Genomic DNA, 15913 nt, shown 5'->3' on the forward strand with positions numbered 1-15913 from the left:
TTTCTGAAAAGATACACTTTTCCTTTCAAATGAATATCCGTTCATATATCATATACTTATAATACATGAACATATATTCATATGTCAAGCGAAAATATATATTTTTTTACATACAAAAAAGAACTAGAGCAACGCCTATTCCGCGTTGCTCTAGTTTTGACTTTATTTTGCTTCTTCTACTTGAATATACTTGAAACTATAGGGTGAACCAAAGGCATGTTTCACCACGCCACTGATCTGTTTCTTTTGCAGCAAAGCTGTTTGCTGTTGATAGATCGGCGCGATCGTATAATCTTCAGCAAGTAAAAGCTGTTCTGCCTGCAATAGATCCGACCATCTTTTTTCTTCATTCGCCGCATCTGTCTCAGAGGCTGCTTGAATCAATTGATCGTAGGTTGGATTTTTATAGTTCACATGGTTTAACCCCGATGTTGAAGCAAACATATCTAAAAACGTACTGGCGTCTTTGAAATCTGGCATCCATTGACCAAACGCAATATCATAGTCACCGGCTAAATAGCGCTCCTGTAAGTTATTGCTTGGTAATGTGGTGATTTCAAATTTTATCCCCGGCAAAACTTCAGCTATTTGACTTGCTAAATATTCCGCTGTTTTTTTCTCTGTATCAGTATCTTTACTCAAATAAACTAACGTGATCTCGTCTTTGTTCAGCTCTTTTTTCGCTTCTGTATAAGCCTTTTGCGCCGCAGTTTTATCGAACGTTTGCTGAACGCCGTTTTCTTTACGGAAATCTTCCCCTGTCTTCGGATTTTGCACAAAATGTTGTGGCACAAACCCTTCCGCTGCAATTGAACCATCGCCTAAGATGTTTTTGACAAAGGTCTCACGGTCAATGGCTAAAGCAATTGCTTTACGCAAGTTTAGGTTTGCCAACGCTTTCCCAGTTCCTTGGTTGAAACGAAGGTACCCCATTTTTGTATCATTTTGATTTTGAAAATCTGGGTCGTTTTTATATTGTTTTGAGAATTCACCGTCTAATACCACCCGATCAAGTTCATCCGTTTGATATAAGTTAACAGCGGTACTAGTTGATTTAACAACCGTTGTTTGAATTTCATCGACTTTGACATTTTTATTATCCCAATAGTCAGGATTTTTGACGTATTTCCACGTATCAGCGTTTTGTTCCCAGCCTTCTAAAACAAATGGTCCATTATACAGCGTGGTTTTAGCCGATGTTCCATAATCACTGCCTTGTGTTTCGGCAAAGGCTTGGTTGATTGGGAAAAATGTTTCAAACGTCAACAGTGAAGTAAAGTAGGGAATTGGCTTGATCAACTGAATGACTAGCGTATGCTCATCTGGTGCTTCCACGCCTAATTCTTCTGGTTTCATTTTTCCTTGGTAAATAGCATCAGCATTTTTAATTGAGGAAACGAACAGACTCGCATAGGACGGGGCAGTTCCTGGCGTAACTGCACGTCTCCATGCATAAAGAAAATCAGCTGCTGTAACTGGTTTACCATTCGACCATTTTGCTTCTTCTCTTAAAGAAATCGTATACGTTTGTTTGTCCTCACTGATTTCTGGTAAAGCTTTGGCTACCGCTGGGATTGCTTCATCTTTTTCATTTAATTGATAAAGTCCTTCCAATACTTGGTTTTGAGCGTTAAAGCTCGTAAAATCTTCTTCTTGTGTCGTATCTAATGTTAGTAATTCTGCTGGTTCAGTAAAATGGACGATTGCTTTTTTTGATTCATTTGATTCCGTTTTGCCCACTGAATTACACCCTGTTACAAAAAGTAAAAGTGCCAATGCACTGATTACGAAAAACTTTTTCATCCTATTCCTCCTGATAAAAGACGTAAGAAACAACAGTAACTAAACAAAGATAACCTTTTCAACAACAGCTATTGCTGGATCTAGCGATTGCATGACTGGACAATTTTTCCCAATCAATTTAAGCGCTCGTTCTGCCTTGCCTTGGGCTTCTTCAGCTACTTGAATTGAAAAAGTGATGTCAACACGGCTTAAAGGTTTCGCTTGTTTTTCTTCTGCTCGTTCATAAGAAATTTCGACCTGCTCGATCGTGAAATCGATGTGCGAATTGGTCAATATTTTTTCATAAACATACGCACCACATGCCCCAATCGATGCGACTAACATTTCAACTGGTGAAAAACCCAGTTCTTTTTTTAATAACCAATTTCCATTTTGATGCACTAATTCAAAGCCCTTTTCACTTGAAATCAATTCCATTTTCTCTACTCCTTTGCTTATTTGTTTCTCTATTTTATAGCGTTTTCTTTATCTTACTATGATAGTACAAAACCTAGCAAACTGATAATAGTTAAATAGTGGGTATGATAGCGAAAAGCTATCAATAAGATGAAGAAAAATAGATAAAACAAACGACTTAATCATTTTCTATATTTGTAAAAATGAAGAAGAAACACTTGTTTATACGTCAGCTGACGAATCAAGTGACGCAATAGCTTGTGATGATGTTACGTGTTACCGTTATGTCTCACATAATTCTCATTTATCAAATTATGCACGTATCATCGGAAGGTATGATCATGCGTGGGATGAGGAAGGTAATAGATTCCCAAAAAGGATGGCTTTTGGGAATCGTATGTTTAAGAGCGTCTGACTCAACGTGCTTGTATCAGATTCTAAATATTCACTTAACGAATGAATTCTGTTGAACAAAATAGGACTGATAAAGCCTCTATTCTAAATTTATATTATCAGCGACTCTATTGAACAGCCAAAAATCGTGGAGAAGAGTGCAGAAAAAAGAAGTGTATAGAAAATAGTTATTTTCTGTACACTTAATTCAAGCTAAATAATGAGTGATTTCCCTATCTGCCATTTATCAGGGTAAAAAAAAAACACCATTTAAAAAGAAATTGACAGCTCACTATACAAAGAACCTAAAAACTTGGACTATAAGCCAAAACTACTTATAGTCCAAGTTCCTTATGTTGATTTTTATCAAATTACTAGGATCAAAATCAGGTTGACTTATTTTTTCGATTCAACGGTTACAGTAAAGTCATCCATAATGAAATCTTTAGCAGCGCCTGTTGTAAAAATACCGAATGTGGTATTTCCTGAAGCATCCCCGATTATTTCTGCTTCATAATGCTTGGTTTGACCATCTGCTACCGTAGAAGTCAACTTACCGATTGGTTTGAAGTCGTTATTGTTTTTAAATTCACCGTTAATCGTTCCGGCAGAAAAGACATTATCAGCATCTGTTTGATAATCGAATTGAACCGTATATTTCTTGTTAGGTTCAAATTTAATATTTTGCGGAATTGTTTGAAGCATTAAGCCCGCACCTTGTTTGTGGGCTTTCAATGACCAATTGCCTTCTAATACATCTGATACAAGATTCCCATTCCAGCCATATTGTGTGTAAGGTTCATTTCTTTCTGACAAATGAATCCGTGGATCTTCTACACCACCAGCTGAACCTTTAACAAACGGATATAAACCGACTGCTTGTGTGTCTTCAAAATCTTGCTTAATTACTGTTTTTTTGTCTGGGTTCATGATATCGGTTTGACGCTCAACAATCCGTAAATCATCAAATTTTGTAACGGAATTGCCTTTGTCAACCGCTAATGTAACCGACCCTTTTTTGGCATTATCTGGAATTTCGAAATCAATTCGCATATTTTGCATATACTGCGGATTTTTACTACTTGTGTGGTTAATATCTGCCTGAATATAGTTTCGGGCAACTGAATCGTCAACTGTCCGCGTATATTTCTTACCACCAATTTTAACAGTTACTGTGGCTTTTCGATCATGTGTTTCTGTTTTTAGATACAAACTATATTTTCCTGGTTTAGGAATGTTGATGTCTTGTTTGATTTCTGTTCTTTCTTTTTCTGAACTAAAGACATAATCACCGTTTGCATCTTTCACAACCACACCATCGCCTCGGAAAACTTTCCAGTTATTTTTCAAGGTATTGGCTTCATTAAATCCAGGATCTTTAAATGGTGTTCCTGTCCCAAATGTCATCGGTTCAATACTATCAGGTTCAGCAATCACATACGGTGTATTGGCCTCTGCTTGGATGGTGACTTGGTTATTCGTAGTTGTAATTGCGCCTTTATCGATACGACCTTGATCAGTTAATTCATATAAATGTAAATTCGCTTTCCCTCGCATTTTATTATCTAATGACCAAGTGCTGATACCACCTTTTGGATTCCAATGATACAGTTTGTCTTGACCATTGACATTCCAAGGCAGTAGATACGCATCACCTTTTAGCACTTCTGTATCATTTAACGTAATGCTTCTTGGTGAATTGGCATCTGCTTGAGTAACGGTGACTTTTTCAGCACCGTTCGCCAATTTAATTGTGCCATAGATTTGCCCATCTTCTGCTGTTGTTGTTTCCCAGTTGGTAATTTGGTAGTGTTGTAAGAACTTAGTTGGGACATTAATTGCAAAAGTTTTTTGGCGATAGGAATTAAAATTGGTTTTACCCACCCAACCTTCATAGGCTTCAAATTCGGCACCGCCTAATAAGGGGTTGTCGGAAATGATCCAAGTATCTTTTTGGTGATTCCGAATAAAGCGAACGATAGTACTGTTAAATCCTTTCGTAGTTGTACCACCATAATCTTTTTCTGCAGACCAATGGTTCCAAACTGAATCATACTCTATAGAACTTGGAAATTCATTGGTTGTAAACCAACCTAGAGAATTAATTTCTTTACTTAGTTGACGACTCGCCCAACCTGATTCGCCTTGATTCCCCCAGACATCGACATAAATGTAATCTAGATTCGGTGCTTTTTGTTTTAATTCTTTAAAGCGATCATACCGACGACCACTCAATGCATCTGGTCTTTGTTTAATAAAGTAGGATGGATCCAACCAATCCCAGCCACGTTTCGTCGGATCAACTAATTCTTCATTAAATGCTTTTGCTTCTGGATAAGATTCTGTGTCATTAATATGCACACCGAAAACTGCATTTAATTTATGGCCTTCATCAATTAATTGATTCAACGCTTGTTCCCCACCAGGTCGCTGTCCAATAGCTCCGTAATCTGGATGTGCAGAATCGTGCCCTTCATTTTGATACCCTTTTAGTAAATTCATTTGTCCTAATCCATCTGTTAAGTTGTAAATGCGTTTTGATTCGTCTAACGTCACCAAGAATGGATTTGTAGCCTGACTGGCAAAGTTAAAAGGAATACGCTGATTGACTAACTCAGGTACTTTTTCAGCACCAATTGGATTATTCATAATCGAACGAAAACCAATCGCCGCATCTTGCCAATCCACTTGACTGTCGTCGTTGCTATCTTTCGAGAATTTAACTTTCACTTCTGGCGTTTCTCCAGTCGTGTAATCCTCTGGCGCATCAAATGGTCGGTAAGTCCATGCACCACTTGACAAGGTTGTTACATAGCCAGACTCCGATTCTTTTGTTTGTTTATGGATTCGATTGTTGTCGCTACCATCGACAGACCCATCTCCATAAGCGTTTGTCCAGAAACTTGCAGCATAGTTCGCTGTATTTAAGAAACCATACATATATTTTTTCGTTTCTTCTTGACTTGCCGTAGTTAAATCTTGAATGGTATCACCATTTTTATTTCCATTATTTTCGTTTGTCCCAGTATTCATCACGACACCAGCAAATGTCGCTCCTTCATCCGTACTATTAACAGAAACCAAGCCATGATTTGGAATAGAAATTGTGTGTATTTTTGTTCCTTCTTCACGAATATCTGATAGTTTCATAGCCAATTCTTGTCCATCTGAAACGGTTAATGTCGTCGTAAAACGCAGACCAATTTCTGGTACTGCAACGTCATAAATTGCTTGATCCGCTTCACTCTTTTGTTTTTTAGCAGTAGCTTTATACGCTTTGCCATCAATCATCACTTGGTCAATTTGCTTGTGCTGTCCATGAAAAATTACTTGATTATCCTGAGGGTCTTCGTATCGAATAATTCGTGGAAATTGTGGATCAACCACTGCTGTTAAATCTGCAGAAGAGATTTTATCACCTTTTTCTGCTTCATTGTCTTTAGCAACAACAACGCTGGCTTTTGCTTTCACGCTCGTGCTTTCCACAGTGCCATCGACTTCAAAAGTCCCTGGTTCTTTGTATGCATCAGGATTGATGTCGTCCCAACTTACTGCTTCATTGGTTTCTTTGCCTGTGTTATAGGTCACTTTAACTTGTTTAGGTAATTTTGGTGCGACACCAGTTTTTGTAAAAACTTTGACTGGAGCAATTTGCGTCACTTCTGGCACAATTTCTGGAATACTATCCACAGGTCCATTTTTAAAATAGTCATAATTGACAATTTTTTTGTCATACCATAAGCGGACACCCATATGTCCGGCTTCTGTTGGAATCTTCGCACCATTTGCCAAAACGGGTTCTCCTTCGTAAACCAACGTGGTATTTAGCCAGATAGTAATTTTTTCACCGACATAGCGCACTTTTAACAAATAATTCGTATCCTCATTCAACGTTGGTCCAGAGATCGAATCATTCCATGAATTAGGACTTTCAACCAACCATTTGCCGTTATCATTATAGCCTACAAAGACCCAGCTATCCTTGGCATTCCCACGAATAATCACACCGGTCCGACCACTTCCAGCAGTGTATTTAAACCTTGTCTCTACTTCCCCATCAGCTAATTTAGGTGAATCTAAATTTAAGGATACAGCATTATTGCCTGCTGCAGCATCTCGTGAAATCGCCAATGACTTTCCAGCTAATTGCCGATTTATTTTGCCAATCACGTCTTGCCACTTCCCAATTTTCCCACCTGGAAAATCAGATTGCCACAATTTCTCTTCTGTTGCGGCAGGTTCAACCATCGATGTTGTCGTTTCAGTGCTACTGCTTGTTGTTTCTTCTGCAGATGTACTTAATGGTACTAAAATCGTTGCGCTTGCCAATAGTGTCAATATACTAAATCGTTTCACTTTTCCATGTTTCATCAGATAAATCGGCCCCCTAGCATTTTTTTGAACACGCTTTTAATCATAACAATCAAAGGGGCGTTCAAAAAATAAATTCTTTTATTTTTTGAATGCCCGTCTCTAGACCATTCTCTAAAAAAATTGATAAATTGTGACTACAAATCAGAATTATTCATCTTCATCATCTACTGAGGTATTTAGCAGCAACTCGTTGACTTTCACAATACTTTCCGCTGATTCCTTGATATAGTCACCTTCTATTGCTAATAAATTTGCATTCACATAGCTGATAACCATCGGTAAATTCATCCCAGTATATAAGTCAAACGAAGCACCTTGCATGATTTTTTTTGATAAAATATTACAAGGTGTTCCCCCTAATAGATCAGCAAAGACAACAAAATTCTCCAACGATTCCGTAATCGCTTCAAATTTTTCTAAAAAGTCGGCTTCTCCTTCTTCCGGTAATAAAGCAACTGTGGTAATTGTTTCTTGCGGTCCCATAATCATTTCCGCACTTTTTTTTAATTCTTCACAAAAACGACCATGACTTACTAAAACTAAATATTCACTCATCGATTTTCTCCTGTTTTAATTATTTTGAAATAACACCTAAAGCAGAGAATGCGACACAGACAATTAATACAATAAAAATTGCTTTAGTTGACGTCATATTCTTTTTGCCTAACATCCAATAAACGCCACCGACAATTCCTGCTGGAAGTAGACGTGGTAAAATCATATCCAAGTTATTTTGCATGTTAAGTGTTACGTCCCCAATACTTGGTGCCCATGAAAATTTCACATTAACCATAGTTGCCACTAAAGCTCCAACCATGAAGACACCCAGTAAAGTTGCCGCATCTGTTAAGGCAGTTAAACGATGTTGCATGGTTGTTACTAAAGAAATTCCTTCTCGATACGCAAATTCCAATTGTTTCCAACGGAAGACCATGACAGCAATTTGTGCAACAATCCAGATAAAGATTCCGGTTGGGTTACCGTTAATTGCCATATTAGCAGCTAAGGCTCCAAAAATTGTTGGAATTAACGCCGCAAAAATTGAATCGCCAATTGCCGCAAATGGTCCCATTAAACCAGTTTTCAAACCTGAAACTGTTTGTTTTCCAGCAATCCCTTCTTTTTCTTCAATAGCCAAATCGATCCCTGTGATAATCGTATTAAAGAAGTTTGAGGTATTGAAAAATTGCGTGTGTGTGTTCATAACTTCTTTTAATTCAGGCGTATCATCCCCATAAATTTTACGTAATTGTGGCAAAATCGTGTACAAGTATCCTGATCCTTGCATTCTTTCGTAGTTCCAACCTAATTGGAAAGTAAACAAGCTTCTGCGATTAATTTGTTTAAAATCTTCTTTCGTCAATTTATAATTAGATTTCGTCATCTTCAATCTCTCCTTCGTCTGAATTATTCGCTGTATTTTCTTTTTTGGCCGCTGGTCCACTCGGAATCATTTGACCATTTTTGTAGCTAATTGCGGCTAAAGCGAAACCAATTAAAGCGACTGCTAACATTGGTAGTGCGTTAAATACACCACTGAAGTCTTTCACAACACTAGCAACAGACGTTCCCAAAAGTTGCATGTTTGTAAAGACTGTTCCTAGTAAAGCAGTTACAATGAAACCAAGAATTAAATAAGGGAAATGTTTTTTCACTGGTAAGTAACGTAGTAAAATCGCAAAACCAACAGCTGGTAAGACCGCCCCTGCAACAGACAAACCATCACCTAACCATTTTAAATCGCCATTTAAGACAGATACGACTTTTTCTACTAAGCCACCGCCAAAAGCAAGTGCTAAGAAGACAGGAATCATCCGAGAAAGAGACCATGGTAACGCACCCATTAAGAAGTTACGTTCAATCCCTTTGTAGTTCATATCTTCGACCATTTTATCAATTCGATGTGCAAAGTAGGTATTCGCAAAACGAGCCAAAATATCTAATTGAATCATTAAACTAGCAACTGGTACTGCAATAGCAGCAATTGCTTGTTCTGGATTCATTCCTAAAGAAATGGAAAATGCTGTGGCAAGAATAGTTCCTGAGTTGGCATCAATTTTTGAAGCACCTCCGAAAGTTCCAACTCCCAAAACGGTTAATTGCATACTTCCACCAATAATAAGTCCTGCTTTAATATCCCCCATCACTAATCCTGCAAATAGACCTGCAAACACTGGCGCACTTAATGAAGAATAAATTTGTAATTCATCTAAAATTTGGTATCCTGCGTATAATGTTAATAATAAGATCTGCCACCATAAGATATTCATTTTTTGTTTCCTCCTATTTTGTTATCAAACTCATAAAGTCTTCCGCTTTGTCACTTGGCACCATTTGAGCAATCAGATGGACGCCTTTATCATTTAACTCTTTAAAGACCTCAATATCTTGATCGACCACATTGATCGACTTAGTAATCGACCGTGTTTCGTTTGTTTGAGACATGTTACCAACATTGATTTCTTTAATTGGTGCTCCAAGTTCTACTAGTTTTAATAAACGATCTGGTTTACGCACCACAATTAGTAAACGTTGTGAATCATATTTTCCTGCTAAAATATTTTGAGCAGCTTTTTCAACTGGTAGCACGCTTAATTTCACGCCAGCAGGTGTTGCTAATTTTAACCCACTTTTTTCAATTGCATTCCCTGCAACCTCATCATCAACGACCATAATTCTGGAAATATTCAATTTTGTCGTCCATAAATTTGCTACTTGTCCATGAATCAAACGTCCATCAATTCTTACACCAATAATACTCATTGTAATCCCTCTTTCATTTCTTTATATAGCGGTTCTTTTACTAACTGAATTTCTGGTTGGTATGTTCCTTCTGTTTCAAAAATGACGATCTCATTTTTTCCTTCTTTTAATAATCCTTTGGGAATATATAAGGAAAGCGTTGGGCCAACATTCCAGAAACGACCAAGATTGGTTTGGTTAACAAAAACAATCCCTTTGCCGAATTTAGAAACATCAATAAATGTATCTTTGATTTCTGCTAACTCCACATGATATTGGTAAAAACTCGGTTGATCAGGTTGCCATTCTTTTGAGTAATCCACCTGTTCACAGCTTGTCATGGGTAAACAATACTGCTGCCATTGAGTAATAAAATGTAAATCCGCCATGACACCTGTTCGAATCCCTTTTTTCTGAGTATCTGCAAATAGTTTATGTCCGTAATTGACGCGACCCATATTTTCCATTAAAACATCGATTTGATTACGCTCTTGCGGAAGTGTGACGTAAATATCTTCGCCGATTTCCGTTTGATATTGCGTTGCTTGAAGTGTCTGATTGACAAATAATTGTAGACGATCACGACCATCAATCACTCTTAACTTTTCTTCTGCGGCATCTTTTTCAATGCTTGTTCGGTAAAGAAGATAGCCGGTATTTTGTCCTAGTTGTTCCATTGTTTGCGGATAAACGCTGACTACTGGCTGACTAATCGTTTCTAAGGTTGCAAACAAATTCACTTTGTTTGTTAAAGGAATTGACTTTTGCTCAAAAGATTCTTTAACTAATGGCTCAGCTTGTAGCAATGTGGGGTATTCCTCGTGAAGCATTTTTTGTAACGCAAAATACTTTTCTGTTGGATTCCCTTGTTCATCAAGTGGTGCATCATAGTCATAGGAAGTGATTTGCGGTAAATCAATTGTTCCCCGTGCGGAGCAACCATTCATAAAGCCAAAATTGGTCCCCCCATGAAACATATACAAGTTGATGCTGCCTAATGCTAACGCTTCTCTAACCGATTCAGCTAGTTCTTGCGGATCTCGTTTAATAATTGGCTCTTTCCAACGATTAAACCAGCCATCCCAAAATTCCATACACATTAACGGCCATTTTTTGCCATGTTCTTCAAAAAATGCTTGCATCATGCAAAAGTTTTCTTTGGCTTTTGAGCCAAAATTCCCTGTTACTAAAATATCATCTTCAATCATGCTGCCGGCTCGCAGTGTTGCGCGCCACGGCCCATCAGAAGTGAAAAATGGTGCTGTCACTCCACGCGCAATCATCAAATCACGAACCGCCCGTAAATACGCTTTTTCTTCGCCAAATGAACCGTATTCGTTTTCGATTTGAATCATTAGAATATTGCCACCGTTAGCAAGTTGATGAGGAACAATTTTTTCCATTAAAACATCATAATACTCTGCAACATGCTTCAGATAGGTTGGATTATTCGAACGCATCCTTCCTGATTCATTTAATAACCATGCTGGAAAACCACCAAATTCCCATTCTGCACAAATATAAGGAGAAGGCCGCACAATCGCATATAGCCCAAGGTCTTGTGCTAGGTTTAAAAAGCGCTCCAAATCTAATATTCCGTCAAAATGAAATATCCCTTTTTGCGGTTCATGTAAATTCCATGGTACATATGTCTCAACTGTATTGAAGCCCAAAGCTTTCAAGTTATAAAGTGAATGATACCAATCTGAGGGGGCTACACGAAAATAATGAATAGCTCCTGATAAAATTTTGAACGGTTGACCATTTAAAAGAAACTCCTCTTTAATTTCAAATCTGTCCACATTCCCACCCTTTCTGGCAAACGCTTTCAATTGTTGGTTAATTGAGGTTGGGACAGAAGTGTTTAACTCCTTCGGATCCCACCGTTTATTCGGATTCCTTGAGGATTGGATGTAACTCGTAGAGTTATGTCCCAGCCTCAATTTCGACTACTTGTATGTTCATAATATGTTTGCTCACGTTCTCTACGTTCACATGCCCTGTCATTCTTTCTTGGGCATTGGCCATTCCAGCAGCCATCCCCCATTTTAAGAGTTCAGAGGCTGATGCATTGTTGGCCAGGCCATATGCGAAACCAGCAATGGTTGCATCTCCTGAACCAACAGGGTTCATTGCTTGAATCGTCGGAATTTTTACACGGTAAAACTGATCGTGATGTTTGGCAATTGCCCCTTCTTTTCCTAAAGACACGACAATCCATTCAATTCCAGCAAACATTGGGTTTGTTAAGGCCTTTTGCACAGCTGTTAATGGATTTTCTGAAAAATTTTGCTCTAGCAATCCTTCGAGTTCCTCTAAGTTGGGTTTAATCAGATACGGTTTCCATGGACCTTGAAGAACTTGCCTTAAACTTTCACCAGACGTATCTAGTAACACTCTAACCTCTTGTGTTTGTGCTTTTTGAACTAATTCTTGATAAAAATGTTGTGGTAATCCTTTGGCTAAACTTCCAGAAATTGTGACAATTTCTGCTTGCTTAATTAATTGATCGAAATTTTCAAGGAAGGCGGTTATTTCTTCTTGGGAAACAGTCGGCCCAGCTTCTAAAATTTCAGTTTGATTGCCCTCATGTAAAATAGCAATTGAATCACGCGTTTCTTCTTTGATTGATGTAAATGCTTGGGGGATGTTTGCTTTCTTTAATTCGCTAGCAATAAAAGCCCCATGAAAACCACCGAGAACACCAGTAGCTGTTACATCTCCACCCAAATCATGAATGACACGAGTGACATTTAATCCTTTACCACCAGGTGTTTTCGTTACCTGACTGGTCCGGTTAACGGTATCAAGATTTAGATGATCTAATAGGTAGGAGATGTCAATTGACGGATTCATCGTTACTGTTACTATCACAGCTATTCCTCCCAATTACCTTTCGTTTACTTGAACTTTCGCATGCCAAGAGCTGGCGGTTGCTGCGATGACTTCATTTAAGCTTTCAATGTTTTCTCTTCCTTCTGTTTTCAACCAATCACACGCTGCGGTTTCACCTGCTCCAACAAAAGGTTTCACCCCATTTTTCCAAGTTGCACGGCCACATAAAACACCATTAAATGTTGAACCTGCTTCTTTAGCAAAACGTAGTGTTTCTTGGAATAAAGCAGTTGAAACACCGGCACTTAAAAAAATAAATGGTAAATGAGTGGCTTGACTTTGTTCTAAGAAATAATTAGCCGCTTCCTCTTTTGTATATGCTGTTTCACCCGTCGCAAAACCTTCTACAAAATTCATATTAACTGGAACTTCCACTTTCAATACATCTACTTTATATTGTGGTTTGGAAAATTCTTTCATCATTTCATTCACTTTATGCGGCTTAACTTTTGCATATTCTAAAGAAGTAGCTTCTGCTATTTGTGCATCATAAGAAAGTAATTCCAAGTAAAATGGTAGGTCTTCTTCTGCACATTCACTACCTAAGCGTTCAATAAACACGTGTTTTTGATGATTAATTTCTGGATCCTCATCCACGTCATAGTATAGTAGAAACTTAATAGCATCTGCGCCTTCTTCTTTCAAGCGTAGAACAGACCAGTCTGCTAGTAAATCGGGCAACCGTCCCGGAGTCGTTGCATCATATCCCGTTTTTTCGTAAGCGAGTAACAATCCAGCCTCGGTATCGCGTGCTTTTGCAGCAGGCAACCCATATTCTGGATCCAATAAAATTGCGGACGCATAAGGTGTCAATTCTTTCGAGACTAATTCTTTAAACGTTTCAATTTGTGCATCTGTTGGCTCTACATCGAGTGCTTTGAGCATTTTTTTCAAGGCACCTCGTTGATCAATGGCTAACGCGCTAATGATTCCTTCCTGCGTTGATAAACTATCCATTGCCGCTTTTTTTCCAGCCGTTAACGTAAGCATAGTTTCTCCTCCAAATGTCTTATCATTTATAGTCATAAATCGTTACTCCTTTAACCACACGATTCACTGTACCTGTCGGTGAAGGGGTATCCGGTTTATTTCCCACTTTAATAGATGTTAAAAGTGCGACTGTTTGTGCTACCACGATATCTGCTAATGCTAAATAGCCATCTGGTAATAAAACTGTTTCCGCTGAATATTCAATGGTTGAACCTGAGAAATTACGTTTTCCAGGTTGAGCAATCGCAAAGACGCCAGCCACTATTTCGTCACTGTGAACTTCTTCTAAAATGTCCAAATCATAATCTCTTGTGTAAGGCGCATTATTAACAAAACCAAACATAACTGTTTTTTCATTAATAAATGATTTCGGACCATGACGGAAGCCCATTGATGAGTCAAAAATTGTTGCGACTTTTCCTGCCGTTAATTCTAAAATTTTCAGTTGAGCTTCTCTTGCCAAACCAGCTAAACTTCCAGAACCAACATAAACAATTCGCTCAAAACCAAGATTAACAATTTTGTTCAACTCTTCTTCACGGGATAAAACTTCTTCACCCAATTCCATCAAAACGCTTACATATTCTTGTTTTTGTTCGAAGGCTGTTTGATCAAAGAGTAGTAATGTACCCAAGGTCATGCAAGAAAAACTACCAGTCATCGCAAAACCACCATCATTTGAACGTGTCGGCATTAAGAATAAAAAGCTATTATCTTCTTTTTGACTCCGTTGTGCCAATAGTCCTTCTTCTGCGCAAGTAATGGCTAAATGATGAATCGTCTCAACTACTTGATTTGCTACTTCCACTGCAGTTAAGCTTTCAGGACTATTCCCACTTCTAGCAAGCGAAACTAACAACGTTGGTTCTTCTTTAATCAGATAATCTTCTGGTTTGGAAACAATATCTGTTGTCCCGATACTTTCAAATGTAAACGCCTGTGTGTTCCCATGTGCTCGTAAATAAGGAACAACGGTATCGCCTACATATTGGGAAGTTCCTGCTCCTGTAAAAATGACTCTTGTACGTTTTCCTTCTGCTTTGGATTGGACTTCTTTTAAAAAGTTTTCCAAAATGACTTGATTTTTACGATAAAGTGTCACGGTCTCTTGCCAAAGCTCTGGTTGCTGACGAATTTCACGGGTAGTAATTTCCGCTCCTAGCTGTTCTAGTTCTTCTTTTTCTGCTGTAAACATACTTAACTCTCCTAACTATTCCGAATATGGCGTATCTGATAATGAAACTGATCTGCTCGCGCCACACTCAAGGTAAATTCAATAATTTCATTTTTCATGTTATACGTCTGTCGTGCTAAATGGAGTACTGGTGCTCCTTCTGGAATCATCAATAGTTTCGCATCTTCTTTCGAAGCGATACTCGCGTATAACTCTTCATCTGCTAAACGAATGGTTTGATTAAAATCTTCCGAAAACAGGTCATATAATGGTTTGCTACGCAATAATTGATCTGTGAGTGATAAGAAAAATTTCACTGGCAAATAAGTGTCTTCTACCATTAAAGGCTCTCTATCAGCAATCCGTAATCGACTTAATTTAAATACTGCTTCTCCTAACGAAAGGTTGAGATGCTGACAAATAAATTTATCCGCTTCCAATTTTTCAAACGATAAGATGCGAGTGTGTGGTTTTCGACCAAGACTCTTCATTTGTTCTGTAAAACTATATGCGCCAGCTAAATCAGCGGCCTCTTTTTTTATATCTGAAACAAATGTTCCTTTGCCATGACGACGATAGATGGAACCTCTATTTTCTAGTTCTTGTAGCGCTAACCGGACCGTCGTCCGACTTACCCCATATTGCGCAGTTAATTCACGTTCAGAGGGCAACTTGTCATGGGGAATCATGACTGTTTCGATTCGTTCCTGCAGTAAATCAACAAGTTGATGATACAAAGCTTTGTTTTTAAAGGCATTTTCCATAAGTTTCTCCTTTATTTTAACTGGTTATAACCACAAGCCAATATTACGGTGGTTTTTTTTTGTTTGTCAATAAAAAGGAATAAGAAATATTTCCATATCTATTTATCTTTGTCATAACAACATTTATAGACCTTGACACTTAAAAAAAAAATAACTTTTTTTAATTTAGAAACCATTTTTTGTAAAAAAACTCCCTTAAATGTAATACCAGTTAGCTTATTTATATGCTGAGTTGTAATAGTAATTGCAACAATGAACCCATCAAAATTTTCTAGTAAAATGAGTTTAGGATAGCAAACTACTAGGATTGATTTTGATGGGTTCACATAAGAAACTTAAATGAGATACTCGAAAGTGTATAGTGACGGTGGTTTATGACAAC

At 37.9% G+C, this 15913-nt stretch carries 12 protein-coding genes; all 12 read right to left on the minus strand.

Annotation, left to right across the window (positions count from 1 at the left end; all coding sequences use genetic code 11):
• Positions 1–162: 162 nt before the first annotated feature.
• Positions 163–1803, minus strand: coding sequence for a peptide ABC transporter substrate-binding protein (locus ATZ35_RS02825; protein ID WP_208929439.1), 1641 nt, complete (start codon positions 1801–1803; stop codon positions 163–165).
• A gap of 39 nt (positions 1804–1842) precedes the next feature.
• The gene (locus ATZ35_RS02830) at positions 1843–2220 is read right to left on the minus strand and encodes an OsmC family protein (RefSeq protein ID WP_208929440.1); all 378 of its coding nucleotides are present in this window, start codon (positions 2218–2220) and stop codon (positions 1843–1845) included.
• Between the two features lie 768 nt (positions 2221–2988).
• Positions 2989–6963 (minus strand): endo-alpha-N-acetylgalactosaminidase family protein, encoded by a 3975-nt coding sequence (locus tag ATZ35_RS02835; RefSeq protein ID WP_208929441.1) that lies wholly within the window; start codon positions 6961–6963, stop codon positions 2989–2991.
• Between the two features lie 150 nt (positions 6964–7113).
• Positions 7114–7521 carry a PTS sugar transporter subunit IIA gene (locus tag ATZ35_RS02840; RefSeq protein WP_208929442.1) on the minus strand — a complete coding sequence of 136 codons (408 nt, stop codon included), beginning with the start codon at positions 7519–7521 and terminating at the stop codon, positions 7114–7116.
• 19 nt (positions 7522–7540) lie between these two features.
• A complete protein-coding gene (locus tag ATZ35_RS02845) occupies positions 7541–8350 on the minus strand; it encodes a PTS system mannose/fructose/sorbose family transporter subunit IID (RefSeq protein WP_208929443.1) in 810 nt (269 codons plus the stop codon).
• Complete coding sequence (locus ATZ35_RS02850; protein ID WP_208929444.1) at positions 8337–9236, minus strand: PTS mannose/fructose/sorbose/N-acetylgalactosamine transporter subunit IIC; 900 nt, start codon at positions 9234–9236, stop codon at positions 8337–8339. Before ATZ35_RS02850 ends, ATZ35_RS02845 begins: the two co-directional genes overlap by 14 nt.
• 13 nt (positions 9237–9249) lie before the next feature.
• Complete coding sequence (locus ATZ35_RS02855; protein WP_208929445.1) at positions 9250–9729, minus strand: PTS sugar transporter subunit IIB; 480 nt, start codon at positions 9727–9729, stop codon at positions 9250–9252.
• A complete protein-coding gene (locus tag ATZ35_RS02860; RefSeq protein WP_502496020.1) occupies positions 9726–11510 on the minus strand; it encodes a glycoside hydrolase family 35 protein in 1785 nt (594 codons plus the stop codon). Before ATZ35_RS02860 ends, ATZ35_RS02855 begins: the two co-directional genes overlap by 4 nt.
• 124 nt (positions 11511–11634) lie before the next feature.
• Positions 11635–12582, minus strand: a complete 948-nt coding sequence (gene lacC / locus ATZ35_RS02865; RefSeq protein ID WP_208929447.1) for a tagatose-6-phosphate kinase — start codon at positions 12580–12582, stop codon at positions 11635–11637.
• Positions 12583–12597: 15 nt separating this feature from the next.
• A complete protein-coding gene (lacD, locus tag ATZ35_RS02870) occupies positions 12598–13593 on the minus strand; it encodes a tagatose-bisphosphate aldolase (protein ID WP_208929448.1) in 996 nt (331 codons plus the stop codon).
• A 22-nt stretch (positions 13594–13615) separates the two neighbouring features.
• On the minus strand, positions 13616–14788 hold the full coding sequence (locus ATZ35_RS02875) for an AgaS family sugar isomerase (RefSeq protein WP_208929449.1): 1173 nt from the start codon (positions 14786–14788) through the stop codon (positions 13616–13618).
• 11 nt (positions 14789–14799) lie between these two features.
• Entirely contained in the window at positions 14800–15531 is a 732-nt protein-coding gene (locus ATZ35_RS02880) for a GntR family transcriptional regulator (RefSeq protein WP_086278287.1), read from the minus strand.
• Positions 15532–15913 lie beyond the last annotated feature (382 nt).

The organism is Enterococcus rotai, assembly GCF_001465345.1.
GTDB classification, from domain to species: domain Bacteria; phylum Bacillota; class Bacilli; order Lactobacillales; family Enterococcaceae; genus Enterococcus_L; species Enterococcus_L rotai.